The sequence below is a fragment of the Paenibacillus sp. SN-8-1 genome, assembly GCF_050995535.1.
Lineage (GTDB): Bacteria > Bacillota > Bacilli > Paenibacillales > Paenibacillaceae > Fontibacillus.
In genome coordinates, this window is sequence record NZ_CP194782.1 from 3,691,198 (window position 1) to 3,710,991 (window position 19,794).

A 19,794-nucleotide genomic window follows, 5' to 3' on the forward strand; every position below is an offset into this window, starting at 1 on the left:
TTGGTAAAATGGAAGTACGACCAACCATTCACAAAAGGAGAGGTTTCTTCACCAAAGTCATTCTCTACGCTTACACTCAGCGCATCTATTCGTCCCGACTGATCGCTAAAGCCGTGCGAGAGACCATCCCTTTCATGTAACTGGCCGGGTGCCAGTGGCCCACTTCAGTCTTTTATCCCGAAGGGTGCGTCGGAAGCGTAATATTCGGTGCATTTGGACTGTTCTCGCCAACCGGATTGCCGTTATTGTCATAATAGTACGTCGGCACGTCCCCCACCACCAGCAGATAAGAGACAGGAATCTCTGTCTCCACAGACTGGGGAACCATATCAAATGGAACTACGACGGATACCTCTGTCTTCACCCGCAGGTACACCTCGACCAGAATCATATTAATCCCCGCATTCTGCCTTCGGGTATTCAGATCGACCTTCACATCGCTCTTCGGTTCAATCCGGAACGGAATCTTGGGACCGAAGGAAGCAAGAATCGGACTTCCCAGCGCCTGACCGAGAGGGATATTCTCGGACAGCTTAGAGATCCGGTCCAGGGTGGACTGGACCGTGTGAATGGTATCCGAAGTGATCTTCATATGAGCAGAGTAATTAATGACGAAACCTTTTATTTTCCCGGTATCATCGGTCTTCCATTCGATTAAATCATCAAACTGCTTCTGATCCTTCACTTGGGCTGTGATAGCTTCATTAATAGATTCTGTAGCAATCTGCTTAACCCGGACTTTCGCCAAATTGCCAATCGGTTCCTTCATCTGACGTTCGACATACACGAAAAATTGCAGCATGCACACCAGGGCGATGATCACGGAGATCAGCCAGACCTTCCGTCTGCTGACCCGCTTTCTCCTCCGACGGCTGTGCCATCTCCGTCTTCTCCACACTGACAGGCCCCCCTACTAACGGTCGATCTTTTCTAGCTATATGGATTGAACTAAATTCTTGATTTTCTTTAATTCATTCCATATAGGTTATGCGGGACAGCTCCGAAAAAGAAGAACAAGACTTAGGCCCGGCCGATACACTGGGGACCGTCTATATTTATCTGTGCATACCTTATTTTCTATGCAGGATTCAATGAGTTCTAAGCCACATGTCAATATAATCCTCCTTTTCTAGCAATTTATTACGTTGTTTATCATAAAAAATCACCTTAGACTATTGGTGTAAACGTTTGCACACTGGATGAAATCATCACACGTGTGAGTCTCCCGTCCCTTTTGTCCACTGAATGACAAGCTTTTTGCCCGTCGCTCCATACTTTCTAGAATCTTATTCACAATGGTTCAAATCAAGAGGAGGATGATCTGTTTGCACGTTACCAAGGCTACAATGAAAAGAGGCTATTTATTTACATTAATTTTCTCACTAATCTTCTCCACATTCCTAACGCCTTTCACCAACACAGCGAGGGCTGAAGTAGCGAATGACTTTCAGGCTTCTGTCATGGCCCCGTTGACCAAGGTTACTGACTGGAATGCGTTCAAGAATCAACTCAAAACCTTGAAAGACAATGGTGTCTACGCCCTTACAACCGATGTGTGGTGGGGAGATGTAGAAGCTGCTGGCGACAATCAATTTGATTGGAGCTACTATAAGAAGTATGCAGATGCGGTGAGCGCATCGGGCCTCAAATGGGTCCCTATCCTCTCTACTCACGCATGCGGTGGAAATCCTGGGGATGACTGCAATATCCCAATTCCATCATGGCTCTGGAGCAAGGGATCTGCGGATGAAATGAAATTCAAGAGTGAGACTGGCTATGTGAACAACGAAGCCCTCTCCCCTTTCTGGAGCGGCATCAGCCAGCAGTACAACGAACTGTACGCTTCCTTTGCCTCCAATTTCGCAAGCTACAAGGGTCTGATTGCCAAAATCTACTTAAGCGGCGGACCATCCGGTGAGCTTCGCTACCCGTCCTATTATCAGTCAGCAGGCTGGAGCTATCCGTCACGCGGGAAATTCCAGGTCTATACGGATACTGCCAAGAATGCTTTCAGAACCGCAATGATTAGCAAGTACGGTTCATTAAGTGGAGTTAATCAAGCTTGGAGTCTTCAGTTAACAAGCGAAAGCCAAATTAACCCTCCAAGCGACGGGGATTCCTTCTATTCAACTGGAGGTTATAACACTGCCTACGGTAAAGACTTCCTGTCCTGGTATCAAGGCGTTCTAGAAAATCATCTTGGTGTTATTGCAAAAGCTGCACACACGAATTTCGATTCTGTATTCGGTGTACGTATCGGTGCCAAAATCTCCGGTATTCATTGGCAAATGAATAATCCATCCGCCCCGCACAGTGCCGAGCATGCCGCAGGGTACTATGATTACAGCAAGATCGTTCAGAAATTCAAGGATAGCGATCTCGATCTTACCTTCACTGCTCTGGAAATGCACGACAGCGGTACAGCACCAGCTTATTCGCAGCCATCCACGCTTGTGGACACCATCTCTTCTATAGCCAACGCTAAAGGCGTTCGTCTCAACGGGGAGAATGCACTTCCTACAGGCGATTTCCAGAAGATTGAACAACAGCTTACGAAATGGAACTACAATGGCTTCACTCTGCTACGTTTCGCAAATCTCGTGAATCCGGACGGTTCTCCTACAGGCAATATGGATGGCTTCAAGCAATACGTAATTAGTCACGCTAAGCCTCCAGTTAATCCAGACGGAAATAAAGTAACGATTTATTACAAAAAAGGCTTCACTACGCCTTACCTTCACTATCGCCCAGCTGGCGGAACTTGGACTACTGCACCGGGTGTAGCTATCCCGGACGCCGAATCAACCTACCCTGGCTATGGCAAAATTACAGTGGATATCGGTTCAGCTACCCAATTGGAAGCCGCCTTTAATAATGGCAGTGGGACTTGGGACAGCAACAATACGAAGAATTACTTCTTCGGTACAGGCACTTCCACTTATACGCCTGGCGCTAACGGAGCCGCTGGCACTATTGCTCCTGGAGCACCGGTTATAGATCCAGGCGGTGATTCAACCGTTACGATTTACTACAAAAAGGGCTTCACTACTCCGTACATTCATTACCGTCAGGAAGGCGGAACGTGGACTACGGCTCCAGGTACAGCAATGGCAAATGCCGAAGCTGCTTACCCTGGATATGCCAAGATCACACTGCAACTTGGATCAGCAAGCCGCATTGAAGCTGCATTCAACAACGGCAGCGGAACTTGGGATAGCAACAACACGAAGAATTACTTCTTCAGCAAAGGAACTTCTACTTATACACCGGGCACTAACGGAGCGGCAGGTACTATTGCTCCTGGAGTACCGGTTGTAGATCCAGGCGATCAAGGTTCTACTGTCACCATTTACTACAAGAAGGGCTTCACTACTCCTTATATTCACTATCGTCAGGAAGGCGGAACCTGGACTACGGCTCCAGGTACCGCAATGACAGATGCCGAAGCTGCTTATCCTGGTTACGCCAAGATTACATTGCCACTGGGAAGCGCTAGCCGCATCGAAGCCGCTTTTAACAACGGCAGCGGGACTTGGGACAGCAATAACACGAAGAACTACTTCTTCAGCAAAGGAACTTCTACTTATACGCCGGGTGCGAATGGAGCCGCTGGGACAATTACTCCTGGTGCGCCAGATGGTGGTGGGGACACTTCAACCGCTACAATTTACTACAAAAAAGGCTTCACCACTCCGTACATCCACTATCGTCAAGAAGGGGGAACCTGGACTACAGCTCCAGGTTCCGCTATGGCAGATGCCGAAGCTGCTTACCCTGGCTACGCCAAGATTACACTTCCTCTAGGATCAGCTTCCCGCATCGAAGCCGCCTTTAACAACGGCAGTGGGACTTGGGACAGCAATAACACGAAGAACTACTTTTTCAGCAAAGGAATCTCTACTTATACCCCAGGCTCTAATGGAGCTGCAGGCACCGTTACATCCGGAACACCTGATCTGGACGGCGGTAACACAGGCACCACCGACTGGAGCAAACAGAGCATTTACTTCATCATGACTGACCGTTTCAGTAATGGAGATACCTCGAACGACAACGCTGACGGCTTTGCATCTGACAAGAACGATCTTAAGAAATGGCATGGCGGTGACTTCCAGGGGATTATTAATCAGCTGGATTACATCAAGAACATGGGCTTTACGGCCATCTGGATTACACCGGTAACGGCTCAGAAGAGCGCTTATGCTTATCATGGCTACCACACGTACGACTTCTACTCTGTAGACGGACATCTGGGAACAATGGATAAGCTGAAGGAACTTGTGAACACCGCTCACAGCAAGCACATCTCGGTTATGCTCGATGTGGTTCCGAACCACACTGGTGACTTCCAGCCGTATGACGGGATAGCTAAGGCTCCATTCAATAATCCTGATTGGTATCATCACAACGGAACGATTACTAAGTCAGATTACGATAACAACGATCAATGGAAAATTGAGAACGGCGACGTTGCGGGTCTGGATGATATTAATCAAGAGAACCCAGCTGCCGCGAACGAGCTGAAGAACTGGATTAAATGGATGATTGGCGAGACAAAAGTCGATGGCCTGCGTGTAGACACGGCCAAACACGTACCGAAATGGTTCCTGAAGGATTTCGATACTGCTGCCAACACCTTTACGATGGGTGAAGTCATGGATGGTGATCCAAATAAGATTGGCGATTACTCCAACTATCTGGATGCCGTACTCGACTTCCCTATGTACTACACGATCAGAGACGTATTCGGTCATGATGATTCTACAACCAAGATCAGAGACCGTTACAATCAAGACGGCAACTACCGTGATCCTAAACTTAACGGAGTATTCCTAGATAACCATGACGTGAAGCGGTTCCTGAATGAGGCTTCCGGCAATCCTAGCAACCGTTCGGATAAATGGCCACAACTAAAGGCTGCACTCGGCTTCTTATTAACTTCACGCGGTATTCCAATTATTTACCAAGGCACTGAGCTTGGATACGACGGTGGTGAAGATCCTGAGAACCGCAAGGATGTTGTGCAGAACCCGAATCATGATCTGTACAAATACATTGCCAAGCTTAACGCGGTTCGCAACAGCCACCCGGCTCTGCAAAATGGTTCCCAAAAAGAGAAGCTCGCCGACGGCTCATTCTACAGCTACCAGCGCTCCAACAACGGGGATGAAGTGGTTGTTATCATCAACAATTCCTGGAGCACTGCAACTCGCACTGTCTCAAATATTGACAATCTGTCTAACGGAACCAGCCTGAAGAATCAATTGGGTACAGATTCCGTACAGGTTAATAACGGTTCAATTAACGTAACCCTGGGACCAAAAGAAGTGAAAATTTTGGCGAAGGCTAGCTAATTAAGAGAAGCCCTTCCTCTCCTTTTAGAGGAATGTCAGAATTGCTAGAAGATTTAAATTACATCTAACAAGCAACCCCCATCCGATTTGGATGGGGGTTGCTTGTTAATTTTATATAAAAAATCCTTAGTAGAATTGTTTGAGTATAAGAAATTAATGATGGAATAACCGCACTCCAGAGAAGGCCATGGCAATGCCGTATTCGTTAGCCGCCTCAATAACTTCCTTATCCCGCGAAGATCCGCCCGTTTGAACAATATATTTGGCACCACTTTGGGCTGCCCGGTCAATATTATCCCTGAAAGGTAAGAATGCATCCGAAGCAAACGAGACCTCTTGGAGCCCAAGTAAATACTCTCTTTTTTCATTAGGAGTAAGTCTGTGAGGTACTTCCTCGTAACACTCCTCCCACGCTTTTCGTTCTGGAACTGTAAGATCATCACAAAGCCACTTATCTATGGCGTTATTCTTCTCCGTAGGTGAAATCCCCGCGCGGAATTTCATTGAGAGAGCTGTTGGATGCTGCCGCAAGTACCAGTTCTCTGCTTTCGATGCAGCGAGTCTCGTACAATGTATACGGGATTGCTGCCCTGCTCCCACACCAAGCGTCTGCCCATCCTTAGCAAAACATACCGAATTGGACTGTGTATATTTCAGTGTGATTGCGGAAATTAATAGATCTCTCTTTGCTGAATCTGGAAGGAACTTGTTCTCAGTCACTATATTGTTCAATATTTTCTCTGTGATTAACACATTTTTTCTATCCTGTACTAGGTTAACTCCAAATAAAGTTCTTTCCTCTATCGGCTCAGGCTCATAATCCGGATCGATCTCAATAATAAGATACTTTCCATTTTTCTTAAGTTTCAAGATCTCTAGAGCATCATCATCATAAGCAGGTGCCACAATCATGTCGGAAATTTCTCTCTTCAGTAATTTAGCAGTAGAAAGATCCACTGTATCACTTAGTGCCGCACAATCACCGAAAGAAGATATGCGATCTGTTCCCCTTGCTCTCGCATAAGCGACAGCCAGATGTGATAGCTCCATACCGTCAACACCATAAGCCTTAGCCAGTTGATCGCTTAATGGACTATATACAGCGGCCCCTGCAGGACTTACGTGCTTGAAAGAGGCTGCCGCAGGTTCCCCTATAGCTAATTTGAGCTCCCTTACAAGCTGATAGGCGTTGAGAGCATCGAGTAAGTTGATGTAGCTTGGCTCCCCATTAAGAATCTTGAAAGGCAGCTTCCCAGGCGATGTGACTCTTGCATTACCTTGATTCGGATTAATACCATACCGCATTTTGATCTCTTCCATTTGTACATTCACCCTTTCATAGCAAATAAAAAAAAGCGTTTGATCAGATCAAACACTTTGCCCAGGCGAACGGCTTATATATCCATATGCTCCCCCGTGGTAACCCACGTTTACTCGCCAGTAGCACATAGTAACAGTCTTTTTTACAAGGTTAATTTTACCAAAATATACCTGTATGTTCAAGAAAATAAATCAAATATCTAGGCTACTGAACAGCCTCAGGCTTGGTTTGCTTTCGGCTTTCTTTTCAGATACCAGATAAGGATGAGAACCAGAACAAGAAGCACAAAAACAAGCAGCAGATACTTATGAATGGCCTCTGTGACGGCTAGCCAATGCTTGCCGAGATAAGTTCCCAGCGTGATAAAAGCGAACGCCCATAATATCGCTCCCGGTGCAGCATAAGAGAGAAATGTACGGTAGGGCCACCCGCTGATCCCGGCAAAATAAGCCGTGAGATGCCGAACACCAGGTACGAAATAGCCCAGAGTGAGCGCGAACTTGCCAAATTTCTTGAACCAACGCCGGGTATGATCCAGCTTCTCCTTGGTAATTCGGATCTTGCGGCCATGCTTCTCAAGCAGCGGATACCCGAACCGTCGCCCAATGAAGTAACTAACGCTCATTCCAGCGAAGCTGCCCACCACCGCAATTAGCAGTGTCAGGACATAAGACAGCCTCCCCTGCGAGATGAGGTATCCCGAATAGGTCATCAGGACTTCGTCCGGTACGGGCAGACCAATAATCCCGAGCACCAGTGTTCCAAAGATTCCGATATAACCATAATGTGCGATGAGATAAAAGATTTTGTCTTGGAGCATCTGGATGGACTCCTTCTCTTGATGCCATCAACTTGGCAGGTTGGTTAGGTGTGAAAGTGAGGGAGAGAAATGGGTTTTCTCCTCTTCTTTACTTTAACCAATTCTTTGTCGGAAATTTCGGATTTAACAGGGGGCTTGGTGGAGTCATCCATTTTTAAATTCTTTTATATTCGATTTAGCTCATTAACATCCGCAACAATTTTATACTCTTCACTCGGATCTATCTCATAACTTTCTCCATTAAACAACGCTTCCCATATCCATACAAAAAAGTCTCGAGGATCTTTCGGTGGGTCAAATGGTGGAAGACAAGATTCAAATATCCGTTCAAAATCCAACTCTGACCTAGATAAATAATAGCTTAACGCCAACTTTGCTTTGCCCTGATTTTGTTCATTCATTCCTAGATAATAATCTATAAATAATTCATTAATTATAGTTCTATAGTGAGTCTCATCCGAGGAGTCTATATACTTATATTTTTCTACCTCCTCATCATCATCCCCTCGACCAGTTATTGGCCCTAATAGATCAAGTAAAAAGTAAGGATTTACAATTTTCATACTTTCCTCCACTTTAAAATATGTCCACTCAAAAAAAGAAGAAGCCATTCAGACAGCTTCTTCCCTCAAATAAACCCAACCTCTATCCCTCCGAGAACTCCCGCTGCCTAAGCGCCTCATACAGCAGGATCGAGGCGGCCATGGCCACATTCAGGGACTCCGCATGGCCCTTCATCGGGATAATCAAGGCATCGTCAAGCTCTGCTTGAACAGACGCTGACAGACCGCTTGCTTCGCTGCCGAACAGCAGCCATGTCGGGCCCCTAAAATCATACTCGTAACATATACGAGCTGCCTGGAGGCTCGTTCCTGCCAGGCGGACTCCCTTCTCCTTCGCCTTGGGAAGGATTTCGTTCAAGTCTGCTTCAATCACCGGAAGATGAAATACCGAGCCCATTGTCGATCTCAGTGTCTTTGGATTATAGATATCCGCACACCCTGGACCCACAATAACCGCACTAGCCCCAGCGGCATCCGCCGTACGGATAATCGTGCCTACATTGCCCGGATCCTGTACTCCGTCAAGCACCACGACCAGGCCGTTATCCTGCTCAATCAGAGCTTCCCATGAACTGCGATGCTTGCGGATTACGGCAAACACAGGCTGCGGCGATTTGGTATCACTGCACTTTGCGATAACGGCTTCAGACACCCCAACCCACTCGACAGACAGCTTTCCTGCCCCGGCCTGAACAAGCTCTGGAGGGATGCCATGATCCAGCGAATAAGCGATCACTTCAATCTCAGCCTCCGCCTTAAGGGCCTCTTGCACCAAATGAATGCCTTCTACAAGGTACCGCTGCTGCCGGTCCCGATGCTTCTTCTCTAATAGCTGTGCCCACTCTTTAACACGCGCATTCTGCGGCGATATAATGTCCATATTCTTCATCCTAGCTTCTAAATTTGGGAATAAGCAAGCTCAAGCTTGGTTAAGTCACTCTTCTCACCGACAATGACGAGAATGTCGCCTTCAATTAATCGGTACAAGGCATCCGGTGAAATATTCATTTTCGTTCCGTTCTTAATGGCCATGACGTTGCATCCAAACCGGGCGCGAATATTCAGCTCCTTAAGGTTCTGGCCAATCATAGCCGAGTTCGCTCTAATTTCCAGAATACTGTAATCGTCTGACAGCTCAATATAATCCAGAATATTAGGCGAAGCCAAGTGATGCGCAACCCGCTGACCCATGTCCCTCTCCGGATAAATGACCTTATCCGCACCAATTTTCTGAAGCACCTTTCCATGAAGTTCGTTCTGGGCTTTCACTACGATCACAGGTCCACCCAAATCCTTCAAGATTAAGGTCGTCAAAATACTGGCCTGAATATCCTCACCAATCGCGACGACCACCACATCGAAATTTCGGATTCCCAGCGCCCGAAGCGCCTCTTCCTCCGTAGAATCCGCTGACACCGCATGGGTAACAATATGAGATACTGCCTGGGTACGCTGCTCGTCCGAGTCGATCGCAAGTACATCAAATCCCATAGTGCTTAGCGAATTCGCTACACTATATCCAAATCGGCCCATTCCGATTACCGCAAACTGCTTCTTAGCCACGATTCAATCTCCACCTGCCCGGCATTTATAATGCAATTAGTATACCATACTCCAAAGTGAACTTGAATTTGCAAAGGTCAGTTCGGGAACAGTAAGATGCGGCCCTTTTACACCATCGTCTACATTAAAGGAGGAATTCGTGTGGGAATCATGCTGGATCTGAGACAAGCGGTCATTCATAAAGTTCATGGTCAGGATAATCAAGGTCTTCGGAGCATGATCGAAGGCTCCGTGGATGGCCCGGAAGCTGCTCTTCCCGGTCTCGGTGTCATGTTCGAGATGATGTGGAAGCAGCTTGACAGAACTAAGCAGGACGAGCTGATCGGTATCGTTAGTCAGCAGTTGAAGACCGCCGAGCTCAAGCCGCTTTTGTAAAAAAAGAGACTCCAGAGTCATTAGCCCAGCCCCCGATACCCCAGCTGCAAAAAAATCCCTCTCCCTTGCTTTCACAAGGGGAGGGATCATTTGGATTCACATGCCAATACCGATTATGGAGCAGTCTCCAAGAACTTGGCTGTTGGATTCTTCTCCATCGCTGTTCTCATCGCATACTCATTCTCGAACAGAACTACATAATTGTCCTTCTTGTCTTTCACAAGAATGGAGTTAATCCGGAATTTGGATGGATCGATCTTATCATCAACGATCCAGCGGGCAAACTGATAAGGGACGCGCTGCAGCTGCACATCTACCCCATATTCCCCCTTCATCCGGTACTCGAACACCTCGAACTGGAGCTGTCCAACCACGCCCAGAATCGTATCATCGAAGCTAACCGTGTTAAATACCTGAATCGTACCTTCCTCCGTCAGCTGGTCGATACCCTTCTGGTACTGCTTATGCTTGAGTGCGTTCTTAACCGTTACCTTGGCAAAGATCTCTGGTGAGAACGTAGGAAGCTCATCGAACACAACCTCGCTGCCCTGACTGAGAGAGTCTCCAATTCGGAAGATGCCCGGATCGAACAGACCGATGATATCACCCGGATAAGCCTCGGACACGATGTCACGATCTTGAGCCAGGAACTGCTGCGGCTGGGAGAGCTTGATCTCCTTGCCCACCCGCACGTGCTTCACAGACATTCCACGCTCAAATTTGCCGGAGCAAATACGCAGGAAGGCAATCCGGTCGCGGTGAGCCGGATTCATGTTAGCCTGAATCTTGAACACATATCCGCTGAATTTCTCGTTCGTCGGCTGGATAAGTCCTGCCGTGCTCTGACGAGGCTCTGGCTTCGGTGCAAGCTCCAGGAAGTTCTCCAGGAAGGTCTGTACCCCGAAGTTATTGACCGCACTGCCGAAGAAGACCGGCGTCAATTCCCCGCGTCTTACTTTCTCATAATCAAAAGGATCTCCAGCCACATCCAGCAGCTCAATGTCCTGGCACAGCTGATCATGAAGATACTCTCCCGCCATTTCGCGAATCGCAGGGTCGTTGTAATCTTCGACCTTCTTAACTTCGATGGAGGAGTGGTCATCTCCCTGAAACAGCTCCACCTGGTTCTTCATCCGGTCATATACACCGCACAGCTCACGTCCTGAGCCGATTGGCCAGTTCATAGGAACCGAACGGATTCCCAGCACTTCCTCAATCTCTTCCATCAATTCAAATGGACTGCGTCCTTCGCGGTCCAGCTTGTTGATGAAGGTGAAGATTGGAATCCCCCGCTTGGCGCAGACCTGGAACAGCTTCACCGTCTGTGCCTCCACGCCCTTTGCTACGTCAATCAACATGACTGCACTGTCAGCGGCCGTAAGCGTCCGGTAGGTGTCTTCACTGAAGTCCTGGTGACCTGGCGTATCCAATATATTAATGCGGTGTCCCTGATAATCGAACTGCATAACCGAGGAGGTTACGGAGATCCCCCGCTGTTTCTCAATCTCCATCCAGTCACTTGTTGCATGCTTGCTTGCTTTGCGGGCCTTAACCGATCCCGCCGCCCGAATGGCTCCCCCGAACAGCAGAAGCTTCTCCGTCAATGTCGTCTTCCCGGCATCCGGGTGGGAAATAATCGCAAACGTTCTACGTTTGTCTACTTCCTGCTGCAGCACTTCTGACAATGCTTTGCTCATTTCTCACTTATCCCTTCGTTCCACAAGTCATGTTTTATATTGTAACATATTTTATCCGCCTGTACGCAAATCATCCTCATGCATATCATACATGAGGACAAGCTGCTCAGTGCTCTTTAGTTATTGGAATGTCTCAAGATTTGGGTAGGTTACCCCTGATTCTTGATCCAAATTACATTGTCTTCGTCCTGCCCATTAACCGGCCACCAGTGGAAGCCGTCTTTGGCCAGTAGATCATGCGCTTCCTGCGGTCCCCATGATCCAGCTGGATAGTGCTTGATATCTCCCGGGTTCTGCTTCCAGGCCTCTGCGATACGGTCGATAAAGGACCAGGCTGTAGCCACTTCATCCCACCGTGTAAAGTAAGTGGAGTCGCCTTCGGCAGCATCATGAATCAAGCGCTCATAAGCTTCAGGTGAGTTAATCCCCACTTGACAGCTTTGGCAGAATTCCATAGCCAGCGGCTCGATTTGTGATTCTGTGCCAGGTTTCTTGGCATTGATCTTGATATAGATGCCTTCCATTGGGTTAACCCGAATGACAAGCAGGTTAGGCTCCAGGGTATGCTTTTGCCCCAGATACACGTTCGTAGGCATATTTTTGAATTCAACCACAACCTCGGTCGTCTTAACGGGAAGACGTTTGCCTGTACGGATGTAGAATGGGACTCCCGCCCACCGGAAGTTGTCCACAAATACTTTTGCGGAGAAGTAAGTCTCGGTATTGGAATTAGGATCAACCTTGTCTTCCTCACGATATGCGGGCAGCTTCTGATTCCCGCTCTCCCCTTGTGTGTACTGTGCCCGAACCACATTCTCGGCAACTTCCGCTGCGGAATCGTAAGGGCGGAGTGAGCGAAGAACCTTCACTTTCTCATCACGGATATCCTCAGGCAGCAGACGGCTTGGCGGCTCCATAGCGATCATCGTCAGCATTTGCAGCATGTGGTTCTGACCCATATCACGCAGGGCACCCGCATGGTCGTAATAGCCTCCACGCTCTTCTACACCGACGGTCTCACTCAGCGTAATTTGTACGTTCGCGATATGCTTGTTGTTCCATAGCGGCTCAAAGAAAGCATTTCCGAAACGGATGACTTCAATATTTTGAACCATTTCTTTGCCCAAATAGTGGTCAATACGGTAGATTTCTTCTTCTTTAAATACATGACTGAGCTCTTCATTCAGCTTTTGAGCGGACAAAAGGTCGTAGCCGAATGGCTTCTCGATCACAAGACGGTGCCAGCCGGTGCTGTCCAGCATACCACCCTTTTGCAGATTAACGGATACACTTCCGAAGAGTTCTGGAGCAAGCGCCAGATAGAACAATCGGTTGCCTGGAATTCCATAACGCTTCTCCAAGCTTTCTGTTTGTTCCTTCAGTTCGTGGTAGCCGTCGATATTATTAATATCTAAGGATTTGTATTCGAAATGCTCAGCAAATCGGTTCCAGTGTGCCGTATCAAGCACCTTATATCTGCAGAACTCCTGAATCGAGTTATATAGATCATCATGGAATTCTTCCTTTGAACGCGGACGACGTGCTACACCAATGACTGCGAAGTCCTCAGCCAGCTTGCCTTCACGATACAGAGAATAAATTGCAGGGAACAGCTTACGCCGTGCAAGGTCACCAGTTGCTCCAAAAATAAAAAATACAGCTCCAGGGGTCTTTAGTGCATTTAAATTTTCTTGTTCTGCCATGGCTCCTCATTTCTTTCTATGTAGTATAGTTGTATATTTATGCATAAAGCATAGTGTATTTCGCATCCATTTATTTCATTCGTGTTGATTAATTTTAGCATATTCATTCCGATGATGCTATCTACTACCATTGTGATCAGATAACTATTACTTACCTATCCGATAAAAAGATATTATATTAATATTCCACCGTTAAAACAGGAGAGCCAATCGACAATTCCTTTTTCCCCGTCCCGGTGTTCAAATGAACCGCCATCTGCAGCCCGATCTCCGCGCCCCCGCTCCGCACAGATATCGGAAAGTTCGGCACCTCGTAAGATTCCGATGCGGTGTACTCATCCTGAAATCCCTCCACCCGGTGAAGCTCGAAGAAATTGCCTGCTTGGCTTTCCACCTGAGTCAGCAGCTTCATCACATCTTTCCCTTGACTACTTGTTGTTCTCTTCCCAATCGTAGAGACATTACCTTGTACAGCCGCATTCCACTGTATATCCACGCCAAGTCTGCTAAGCTTCCGTCCAACATCGGACTGAGCCAGCTTCAGATCCGAAACACCACTTTGGCTGATACCATCGATTTGTGCCACTACATATAATCCCTTTTCCCTATCGGTTATAGAGAACTTGACCGGGACCCGATCGACTTGTCCCACCGAACGATATACGAGATGATTCTGCACCTCCACACTTGACGGCTCGGCTAATCCCAACTCTGCCGCAATAAGTTTAGCCCCTTCCTTGGGCTTATAAGTAGTATTCCAATTCCCCTGCCATTTTATGATGATATCCAGCGGCTCACGAGTAACAGAATTGCCGACCGATAACACCACATCCAGCTGCCTCTCCGCATCCCTTACATAGTCCGGGCTATCCTTTGAGGCCTCTCCTCCATTTTCAAATCCCAGAACACCCACTACGAGTAAAATAATAATAACGATAATTCCCCGCCCTTTGATCATCTTGATAACATCCTCCCCTGACGAATCTATCAATCTATGAATTAGGATGTCCTTACCCTGAACTCTTTATACTTCTTATTTGCCCACAAAAAAACCGGGGACATCCGTCCCCGGTCTGTTTCTGTCTGCCTATTACTCGGCCAGCCCATTCTTGTAGGCATAAATAGCTGCCTGTGTACGATCTTCCACATGCAATTTCGCGAGAATGTTAGTCACGTGAAATTTCACAGTCTTCACGCCGATGATCAATTCATCAGCAATATCCTGATTAGACTTACCTTGTGCTACTAATCGGAGCACATCCATCTCCCGCTCGGTCAATTCTTCATGAGCCGCCGCCTCGGCCTTAGGCTGACGGAATCGATTCATCATCTTGGAAGCTACTTGCGACTCAAGTACCGATTGGCCTCTCGCTGCGGCCCGGATCGCCTCGGCCACTTCGGAGGCTCTTGAAGTCTTAAGGAGATAGCTGAAAGCCCCTGCTTCAATGACCGGATACATCTTTTCATCATCCAGATAGCTGGTCAGCACAATTACTTTGCATTCGGGGTACAGCTTGAGAAGCTGACGCGTAGTCTCAATCCCATCCATGCCCTCCATCACCAGATCCATCAGAACTACATCGGGCCTGTATTCCTGGGCCAGACGAATGCCTTCCTGCCCGCTGCTGGCTTCACCGACAACTTCAATTCCATCCTCGGTCCCAAGGACAGCGGCAAGGCCAATTCGAACCATCTCATGGTCATCAACCAGCAATACTTTAATTGGAATCTCCGTCTCCATCGTTCTCATTCCACCCGCCTTCCTCAGTCATTAGGGGTACTGTAATTTCGATTCGGGTTCCAGCGCCCGGTGAAGTCATGAATTGAATGGAACCGCCAATTTCATGTACTCGCTCCTGCATCGTGGATAGCCCATATGATGTCTGCTTCTTCTCATCCATTTGAAATCCAATTCCATTGTCTCTGAGGATAACTTTGACCGCTTCCGGACGCTGATGGATACGAATCTCCATCTTGTCGGCCTTGGAATGCCGAAGCGTATTGGACAGAGCCTCCTGGATGATCCGAAACAGGTGATTCTCAATTCCTTTGACAAGCTTGATGTCAGGATCAAGCTCCAGCGTAATATCCATAGGTACTTTACTCTTCAGCTCTCTAACCAGGTCCGCTACCCCTTCGGAGAGCGCTTTACCTTCCAGGTATACCGGCCGTAAATGGAGCAGCAGTGCTCTCATCTCCGATTGAGCCACAGATGACATCTCCTCAATCAGCTCCACCTGTCTCTGCGCCTTGTCAAAATCCTTCTCGAGCGTTCGGCCTACTGCGGTTGCCGTCATTGAAATGGCGAACAGCTGCTGAGATACAGCGTCATGGAGTTCCCTTGCCAGCCGCTGGCGCTCTTCTACAATCGCGGATATCCGCGCCTGTTCTGCTAACTGGGCATTATGTGTGGACAACCGCTGCAGAGAGTTTACTTGCTCTTCCCATCTTTTACCGATACGTTCTAATTGTTCACCTAGCCGGCCGATCTCGTCTCCACCCAGCTCTGGAACCGATCTCGACAAATTGCCTTTCTCCCATTGCAGCAGAGAATCTCTGAGCAGGTCCATCCTTCTCTTCACGCTATAAATCTGATAGAGTCCATAAGCTGCTCCGACCCCAACCAACAACAGGCCTCCCGTTAAGGACGCCTGAATTACCTTCGTCCAGGATGAGGCAGGACTTAAATAACCATATGTATTAAGCAGGTACAGAATAGCGCCACACAAAAAGAAAGACAGGAGAATCCCGTCGCGCATACTGCGGGAAATCATGTTCACCGGTTTTTTTCGTCTCATCAGGGACTCCCCTCCTCTCTACGATAAACGTATATCAATATCTCCTACGAGGTAAGAGATCATAATTTTCACTTTTTTCTCCCGCAATTCATAATTAGGCGAACGCCAGAACAATCGATTCACCATGCCGGTCTCTTTATCAGGCCCGAACTCAATTTGACCAAACATAACGAAAGCTTCAATCTCAACGCCATAATCTTCCGAGATCACGAGATCTATATCTCCAACTACACCTTGGAACATGATGATATTCTCACGCTCTTCCACAATGGCCAGAGACAAATCAATATCATGCTCACCAAGCACATGCCACATACTGATACTTTGTAGCACCCAAGGATCTCTGTCCCAGTGTACACCTGCAATGAAATTTTGCTTCTGAATATGGTCTCCCCGGGGGAGCATCTTCTTGACTTTAGCATAGAACAATCCAAGTGAAATCAAGATTACAGCCACAACGAGCATCAAATGTTCTAGCAGAATAAGTCCACTACCTACCGCTAACAGAATATAGCCGGTTCTGACCTCATCTCCCTGACGGATTTTGTAGACTCCGTAGACTAGAAATAGCAGGGCCGCGATGGTAAGGAAGTTGAAGCCTTGACCAAAGAACAGAAGAAGTCCAAATCCGATAAGCATAATGGCCAAAAATGATTTCCTTTTATCCATGCTGCACCTCCTGTCTAAGTATAAAAGATCCGTCTGTCCAAATATAGAGTCTTGGCTACAAAAGCTCGGAAAAGCCATGACGGTATCTGCATACCGTATGGCTTCACCTCAACTAGAATATCATATTCCGCTAATGGACGGTAGTTATTCTTTGGATGTTGTTTCAGTCTTGGCAGGTGGATTCAGCTTGGATTTAAGTGCATTCAGCTGCTCTTCTACGCGGAGCTGCTTCTCTGCATCAGCCGGGCTGATATAAGAACCTGCACTCGACGATGAACGGTATGGAGTACCCAGTACATCCGCTTCGGCTTCCATTTGAAGAATTTTCTCTTCCATACGGCTGAATCCTAGCGCTGCGCCTCCACTTTCAATCGTGTTCAGCGGGTTAGCCTGGGACAGCTGCTTCTTGGCCTTGGCCATTTGTGCTCTGGCTACAAGCTCATTGCGTTTGTTACGCAGCTTATAGAACTCATCCTTCATATCATGGAGCTGCTGTTGCAGATCCGATGCATGAATTTCCGCTTGGGCATGAAGATCTCTAAATTCTGTTTGTTTTTGATCGAAATGAATTTTCTCTTCAAGAAGACGGCGGGCAACTTCTTCCTGACCGTTCTTCAGCGCCACCTCAGCCTGGGCTTCACGCTGTGAGGATACACGGTAAGCTTCTTCCAGACGCTGTTTCATCCGGCGTTCATTCGCAATTTGCTTCGCAACCGTTACCTCGGCATCGCGAATCTCCGCTTCCATATCCCGAAGATATTGGTTAAGCATAACAATTGGGTCTTCCACCTTATCGAGCATTTCATTAACCGACGCTTTAGTAATATCTTTAATTCTTTTAAATACTCCCATAATTACAAATCTCCCTTCTCATATTTGGAAAGCTTACGGCGAAGCTCATCCAATTCTTTTTTCATAGCCTTTTTCTCAATGTCATCCATCATGGAATCTAAATTTGAAGCCTCATTCGGTCCTTTAAAAGAAGAGCTAGCTGGCCGCCCGCCTGTAGATGCGTTGCCCTGGAACGGGTTGCCTCCAAAAGGATTGCCCCCAAATGGGTTCCCGCCGAATGGGTTATTTCCGTGCTGACCGTTACCATATTGGTCATTTCCGTAAGGAGGACGCTGATTGTACCGTGGATCTCTGGGATCATAGCCGCCAGGACCTGGTCCATATTGTCCGCCGCCCTGCCATCCACCCTGGTGGTAAGGATCATAGGGAATATACGGCTCTTTAGATATAACAAGTGACGCGATCAGGTAGATCAGAATCGTGGTGCCACCGGAAAAAGGAATACTTACGACTGTTAGCAGTCTAAGCACACCGACGTTTACGCCAAAGGTCTCTGCAAGTCCCCCGCACAGACCTGTAATCCATCGGTCGCGCCGGGAACGATATAATGTGCCCATCGCAATTACTCCTCTCCTCGTTTGTTCAGCTTCTGTTTAAGACGCGCCAGCTCCTGTTCCAGAGTAGATTGAATCGCTGTTCCCGCCTGATTGAACAGATCCTGTCCTGCCTTGCGAAGGTCTCGCAGGCTTCGGGCTTCCCATTCCATATCGGAGACTCGATCTTCTAGACGATTGAACATCTTAGGTACATCCTGTGTGCCATAGCTGCCCATGCGCTGATTCATTCTTTGCTGGAGACGAAGGGTTTCCATTCTGGCATAGTAGTACTGCCGCTTGTTATATACCGATTGATATTCGGTCTTAAGTTCATTCATTTGAGCTTCGAGCTGGCTAAGTGCCTCAAGACTCTGACTGTAAAGCTCAGAGTACTGCTCTAACTTTTCTTCATAGAGCAGTTTCTCCTGAAGAGCTAGCTTTGCTAAATGCTCCTCGCCTGCTTTCAGTGCCAGCAACGCCTGCTCTTCTCTTTTGCTAAGCATAGAGCTTGCATGATCGACTTGCTGCTTCAATTGTCTGGTATGTCCGGAATATTGGTGATGCAGCTTCTCAGCCTCTGCAATCTCTTGCCGGGTCTCAATCAGAAATTGATCGATAAGCTGCACAGGATCTTGTGCTTGCTCCAGACGTTCATTTAAAGTAGCTACCGTAATATCTCTTACCCGTCTAAATACACTCATGATTTCTCAGTTCCCTCCTAACCTTATTAGTACTGTGTATTAGTAACTCCGTTTATTTCTAAGTGAGGAAATGCCATATACAATCAGCCCGATACCGAGTAGTGGTACGATGATCCAAGCCAGCTTGGAGATCAAGGAGACTACACCGATAAACAATACAATCCATCCAAAGAATGCGTTACCTTTGCGAATACCGTAATATCCTAGGGCAATCATAACGATGGCTACCAGAATACCGAACAGACTGCCGAAGAAAGGCGTCAGCTTGCCTAACAAGATCAGTACCCCAAGTGCAATAAGCACGATTGCAAAACCGCTTGGTTTGTTATTTGTTCTCATTTCTTTCACCGCCTCTCTTTAAGCTCAACCTTATGTCTTTATTCTAGGCCTAATCGCAATTTCCCAAAACGGACCGGGGACGGTATTTTATACTGGACTTAGGTCGAGGATAGGCTGGGGCCTCAGATAGAGCGCGGCCTGGCTGTTCTGCGGTAACCCTTCTGAAGGGTTGGTTCGCACAGCATGCGTGACCCCAGGATATTTAGTGCTTGGTAATCTGATATTAAAAAACGCTCTGACCGCATCGGACGGCTGTACTCATTAGATAGCCACGTGCAACTGCCTATAGCAATCCAGGACTGCCTGTCACCGTATCTCCTCCAGCTATACCTCCTTTGAGAGTGTATGAACACTCTGACGCTGCCAGCTTATGCAGCTAAGATATTGTAATGGCTGCGTGTATGTGGGGTTGTGTGTATGTGGCTCTACAGCGACCCTCATAACCAAACAGCCCTGGTCGGTAAGGACCAGAGCTGTCAGATATTTACCTTATGCTGGTTTAT

At 47.5% G+C, this 19,794-nt stretch carries 18 protein-coding genes and 1 riboswitch; of the genes, 2 read left to right on the top strand and 16 right to left on the bottom strand.

What is annotated here, in order from left to right; genetic code table 11:
• Positions 1–172 precede the first annotated feature (172 nt).
• Positions 173–898 (bottom strand): sporulation protein YunB, encoded by a 726-nt coding sequence (yunB, locus tag ACRRNK_RS18065; RefSeq protein ID WP_433944055.1) that lies wholly within the window; start codon positions 896–898, stop codon positions 173–175.
• A 418-nt stretch (positions 899–1,316) separates the two neighbouring features.
• Here yunB and ACRRNK_RS18070 point away from each other — a divergent pair, with 418 nt between their 5' ends.
• On the top strand, positions 1,317–5,354 hold the full coding sequence (locus ACRRNK_RS18070) for a family 14 glycosylhydrolase (protein WP_433944056.1): 4,038 nt from the start codon (positions 1,317–1,319) through the stop codon (positions 5,352–5,354).
• A 153-nt stretch (positions 5,355–5,507) separates the two neighbouring features.
• Here the strand turns inward: ACRRNK_RS18070 and ACRRNK_RS18075 are convergent, their stop codons facing one another.
• The 5 genes from ACRRNK_RS18075 to ACRRNK_RS18095 all read right to left on the bottom strand — a co-directional run bounded on the left by ACRRNK_RS18075 (position 5,508) and on the right by ACRRNK_RS18095 (position 9,621).
• A complete protein-coding gene (locus tag ACRRNK_RS18075; RefSeq protein ID WP_433944057.1) occupies positions 5,508–6,674 on the bottom strand; it encodes a phosphoribosylaminoimidazolecarboxamide formyltransferase in 1,167 nt (388 codons plus the stop codon).
• A gap of 52 nt (positions 6,675–6,726) precedes the next feature.
• A riboswitch (ZMP/ZTP riboswitch) is annotated at positions 6,727–6,809 on the bottom strand.
• A gap of 83 nt (positions 6,810–6,892) precedes the next feature.
• Complete coding sequence (locus ACRRNK_RS18080; RefSeq protein ID WP_433944058.1) at positions 6,893–7,495, bottom strand: DedA family protein; 603 nt, start codon at positions 7,493–7,495, stop codon at positions 6,893–6,895.
• A 164-nt stretch (positions 7,496–7,659) separates the two neighbouring features.
• Positions 7,660–8,106 (bottom strand): hypothetical protein, encoded by a 447-nt coding sequence (locus ACRRNK_RS18085; RefSeq protein WP_433944059.1) that lies wholly within the window; start codon positions 8,104–8,106, stop codon positions 7,660–7,662.
• 34 nt (positions 8,107–8,140) lie between these two features.
• Complete coding sequence (locus ACRRNK_RS18090) at positions 8,141–8,938, bottom strand: TrmH family RNA methyltransferase (protein ID WP_433944060.1); 798 nt, start codon at positions 8,936–8,938, stop codon at positions 8,141–8,143.
• Between the two features lie 17 nt (positions 8,939–8,955).
• Positions 8,956–9,621: a potassium channel family protein gene (locus ACRRNK_RS18095; protein WP_127200089.1), complete on the bottom strand. Its 666-nt coding sequence runs from the start codon at positions 9,619–9,621 to the stop codon at positions 8,956–8,958.
• A gap of 141 nt (positions 9,622–9,762) precedes the next feature.
• On the opposite strand from ACRRNK_RS18095, the gene sspI reads away from it, so the two are divergent.
• Positions 9,763–9,996, top strand: coding sequence for a small acid-soluble spore protein SspI (gene sspI / locus ACRRNK_RS18100; RefSeq protein WP_433944061.1), 234 nt, complete (start codon positions 9,763–9,765; stop codon positions 9,994–9,996).
• 113 nt (positions 9,997–10,109) lie between these two features.
• On the opposite strand, the gene ACRRNK_RS18105 is transcribed toward sspI, so the two are convergent.
• The 10 genes from ACRRNK_RS18105 to ACRRNK_RS18150 all read right to left on the bottom strand — a co-directional run bounded on the left by ACRRNK_RS18105 (position 10,110) and on the right by ACRRNK_RS18150 (position 19,291).
• Positions 10,110–11,693: a peptide chain release factor 3 gene (locus ACRRNK_RS18105; RefSeq protein ID WP_433944062.1), complete on the bottom strand. Its 1,584-nt coding sequence runs from the start codon at positions 11,691–11,693 to the stop codon at positions 10,110–10,112.
• 149 nt (positions 11,694–11,842) lie between these two features.
• Positions 11,843–13,396, bottom strand: a complete 1,554-nt coding sequence (gene zwf / locus ACRRNK_RS18110) for a glucose-6-phosphate dehydrogenase (RefSeq protein WP_433944063.1) — start codon at positions 13,394–13,396, stop codon at positions 11,843–11,845.
• Between the two features lie 178 nt (positions 13,397–13,574).
• Positions 13,575–14,354, bottom strand: a complete 780-nt coding sequence (locus ACRRNK_RS18115) for a hypothetical protein (RefSeq protein WP_433944064.1) — start codon at positions 14,352–14,354, stop codon at positions 13,575–13,577.
• A gap of 132 nt (positions 14,355–14,486) precedes the next feature.
• The gene (locus ACRRNK_RS18120) at positions 14,487–15,137 is read right to left on the bottom strand and encodes a response regulator (protein ID WP_433946943.1); all 651 of its coding nucleotides are present in this window, start codon (positions 15,135–15,137) and stop codon (positions 14,487–14,489) included.
• A complete protein-coding gene (locus ACRRNK_RS18125; RefSeq protein WP_433944065.1) occupies positions 15,115–16,194 on the bottom strand; it encodes a histidine kinase in 1,080 nt (359 codons plus the stop codon). The genes ACRRNK_RS18120 and ACRRNK_RS18125 overlap by 23 nt, the downstream gene beginning before the upstream one ends.
• Positions 16,195–16,212: 18 nt before the next feature.
• On the bottom strand, positions 16,213–16,863 hold the full coding sequence (liaF, locus tag ACRRNK_RS18130; RefSeq protein WP_433944066.1) for a cell wall-active antibiotics response protein LiaF: 651 nt from the start codon (positions 16,861–16,863) through the stop codon (positions 16,213–16,215).
• Between the two features lie 144 nt (positions 16,864–17,007).
• Complete coding sequence (locus tag ACRRNK_RS18135) at positions 17,008–17,715, bottom strand: PspA/IM30 family protein (RefSeq protein ID WP_433944067.1); 708 nt, start codon at positions 17,713–17,715, stop codon at positions 17,008–17,010.
• A gap of 2 nt (positions 17,716–17,717) precedes the next feature.
• Positions 17,718–18,272 (bottom strand): PspC domain-containing protein, encoded by a 555-nt coding sequence (locus ACRRNK_RS18140; RefSeq protein WP_433944068.1) that lies wholly within the window; start codon positions 18,270–18,272, stop codon positions 17,718–17,720.
• A gap of 5 nt (positions 18,273–18,277) precedes the next feature.
• Positions 18,278–18,952, bottom strand: a complete 675-nt coding sequence (locus tag ACRRNK_RS18145) for a PspA/IM30 family protein (RefSeq protein ID WP_433944069.1) — start codon at positions 18,950–18,952, stop codon at positions 18,278–18,280.
• A gap of 39 nt (positions 18,953–18,991) precedes the next feature.
• Entirely contained in the window at positions 18,992–19,291 is a 300-nt protein-coding gene (locus ACRRNK_RS18150) for a LiaF transmembrane domain-containing protein (protein WP_433944070.1), read from the bottom strand.
• Positions 19,292–19,794 lie beyond the last annotated feature (503 nt).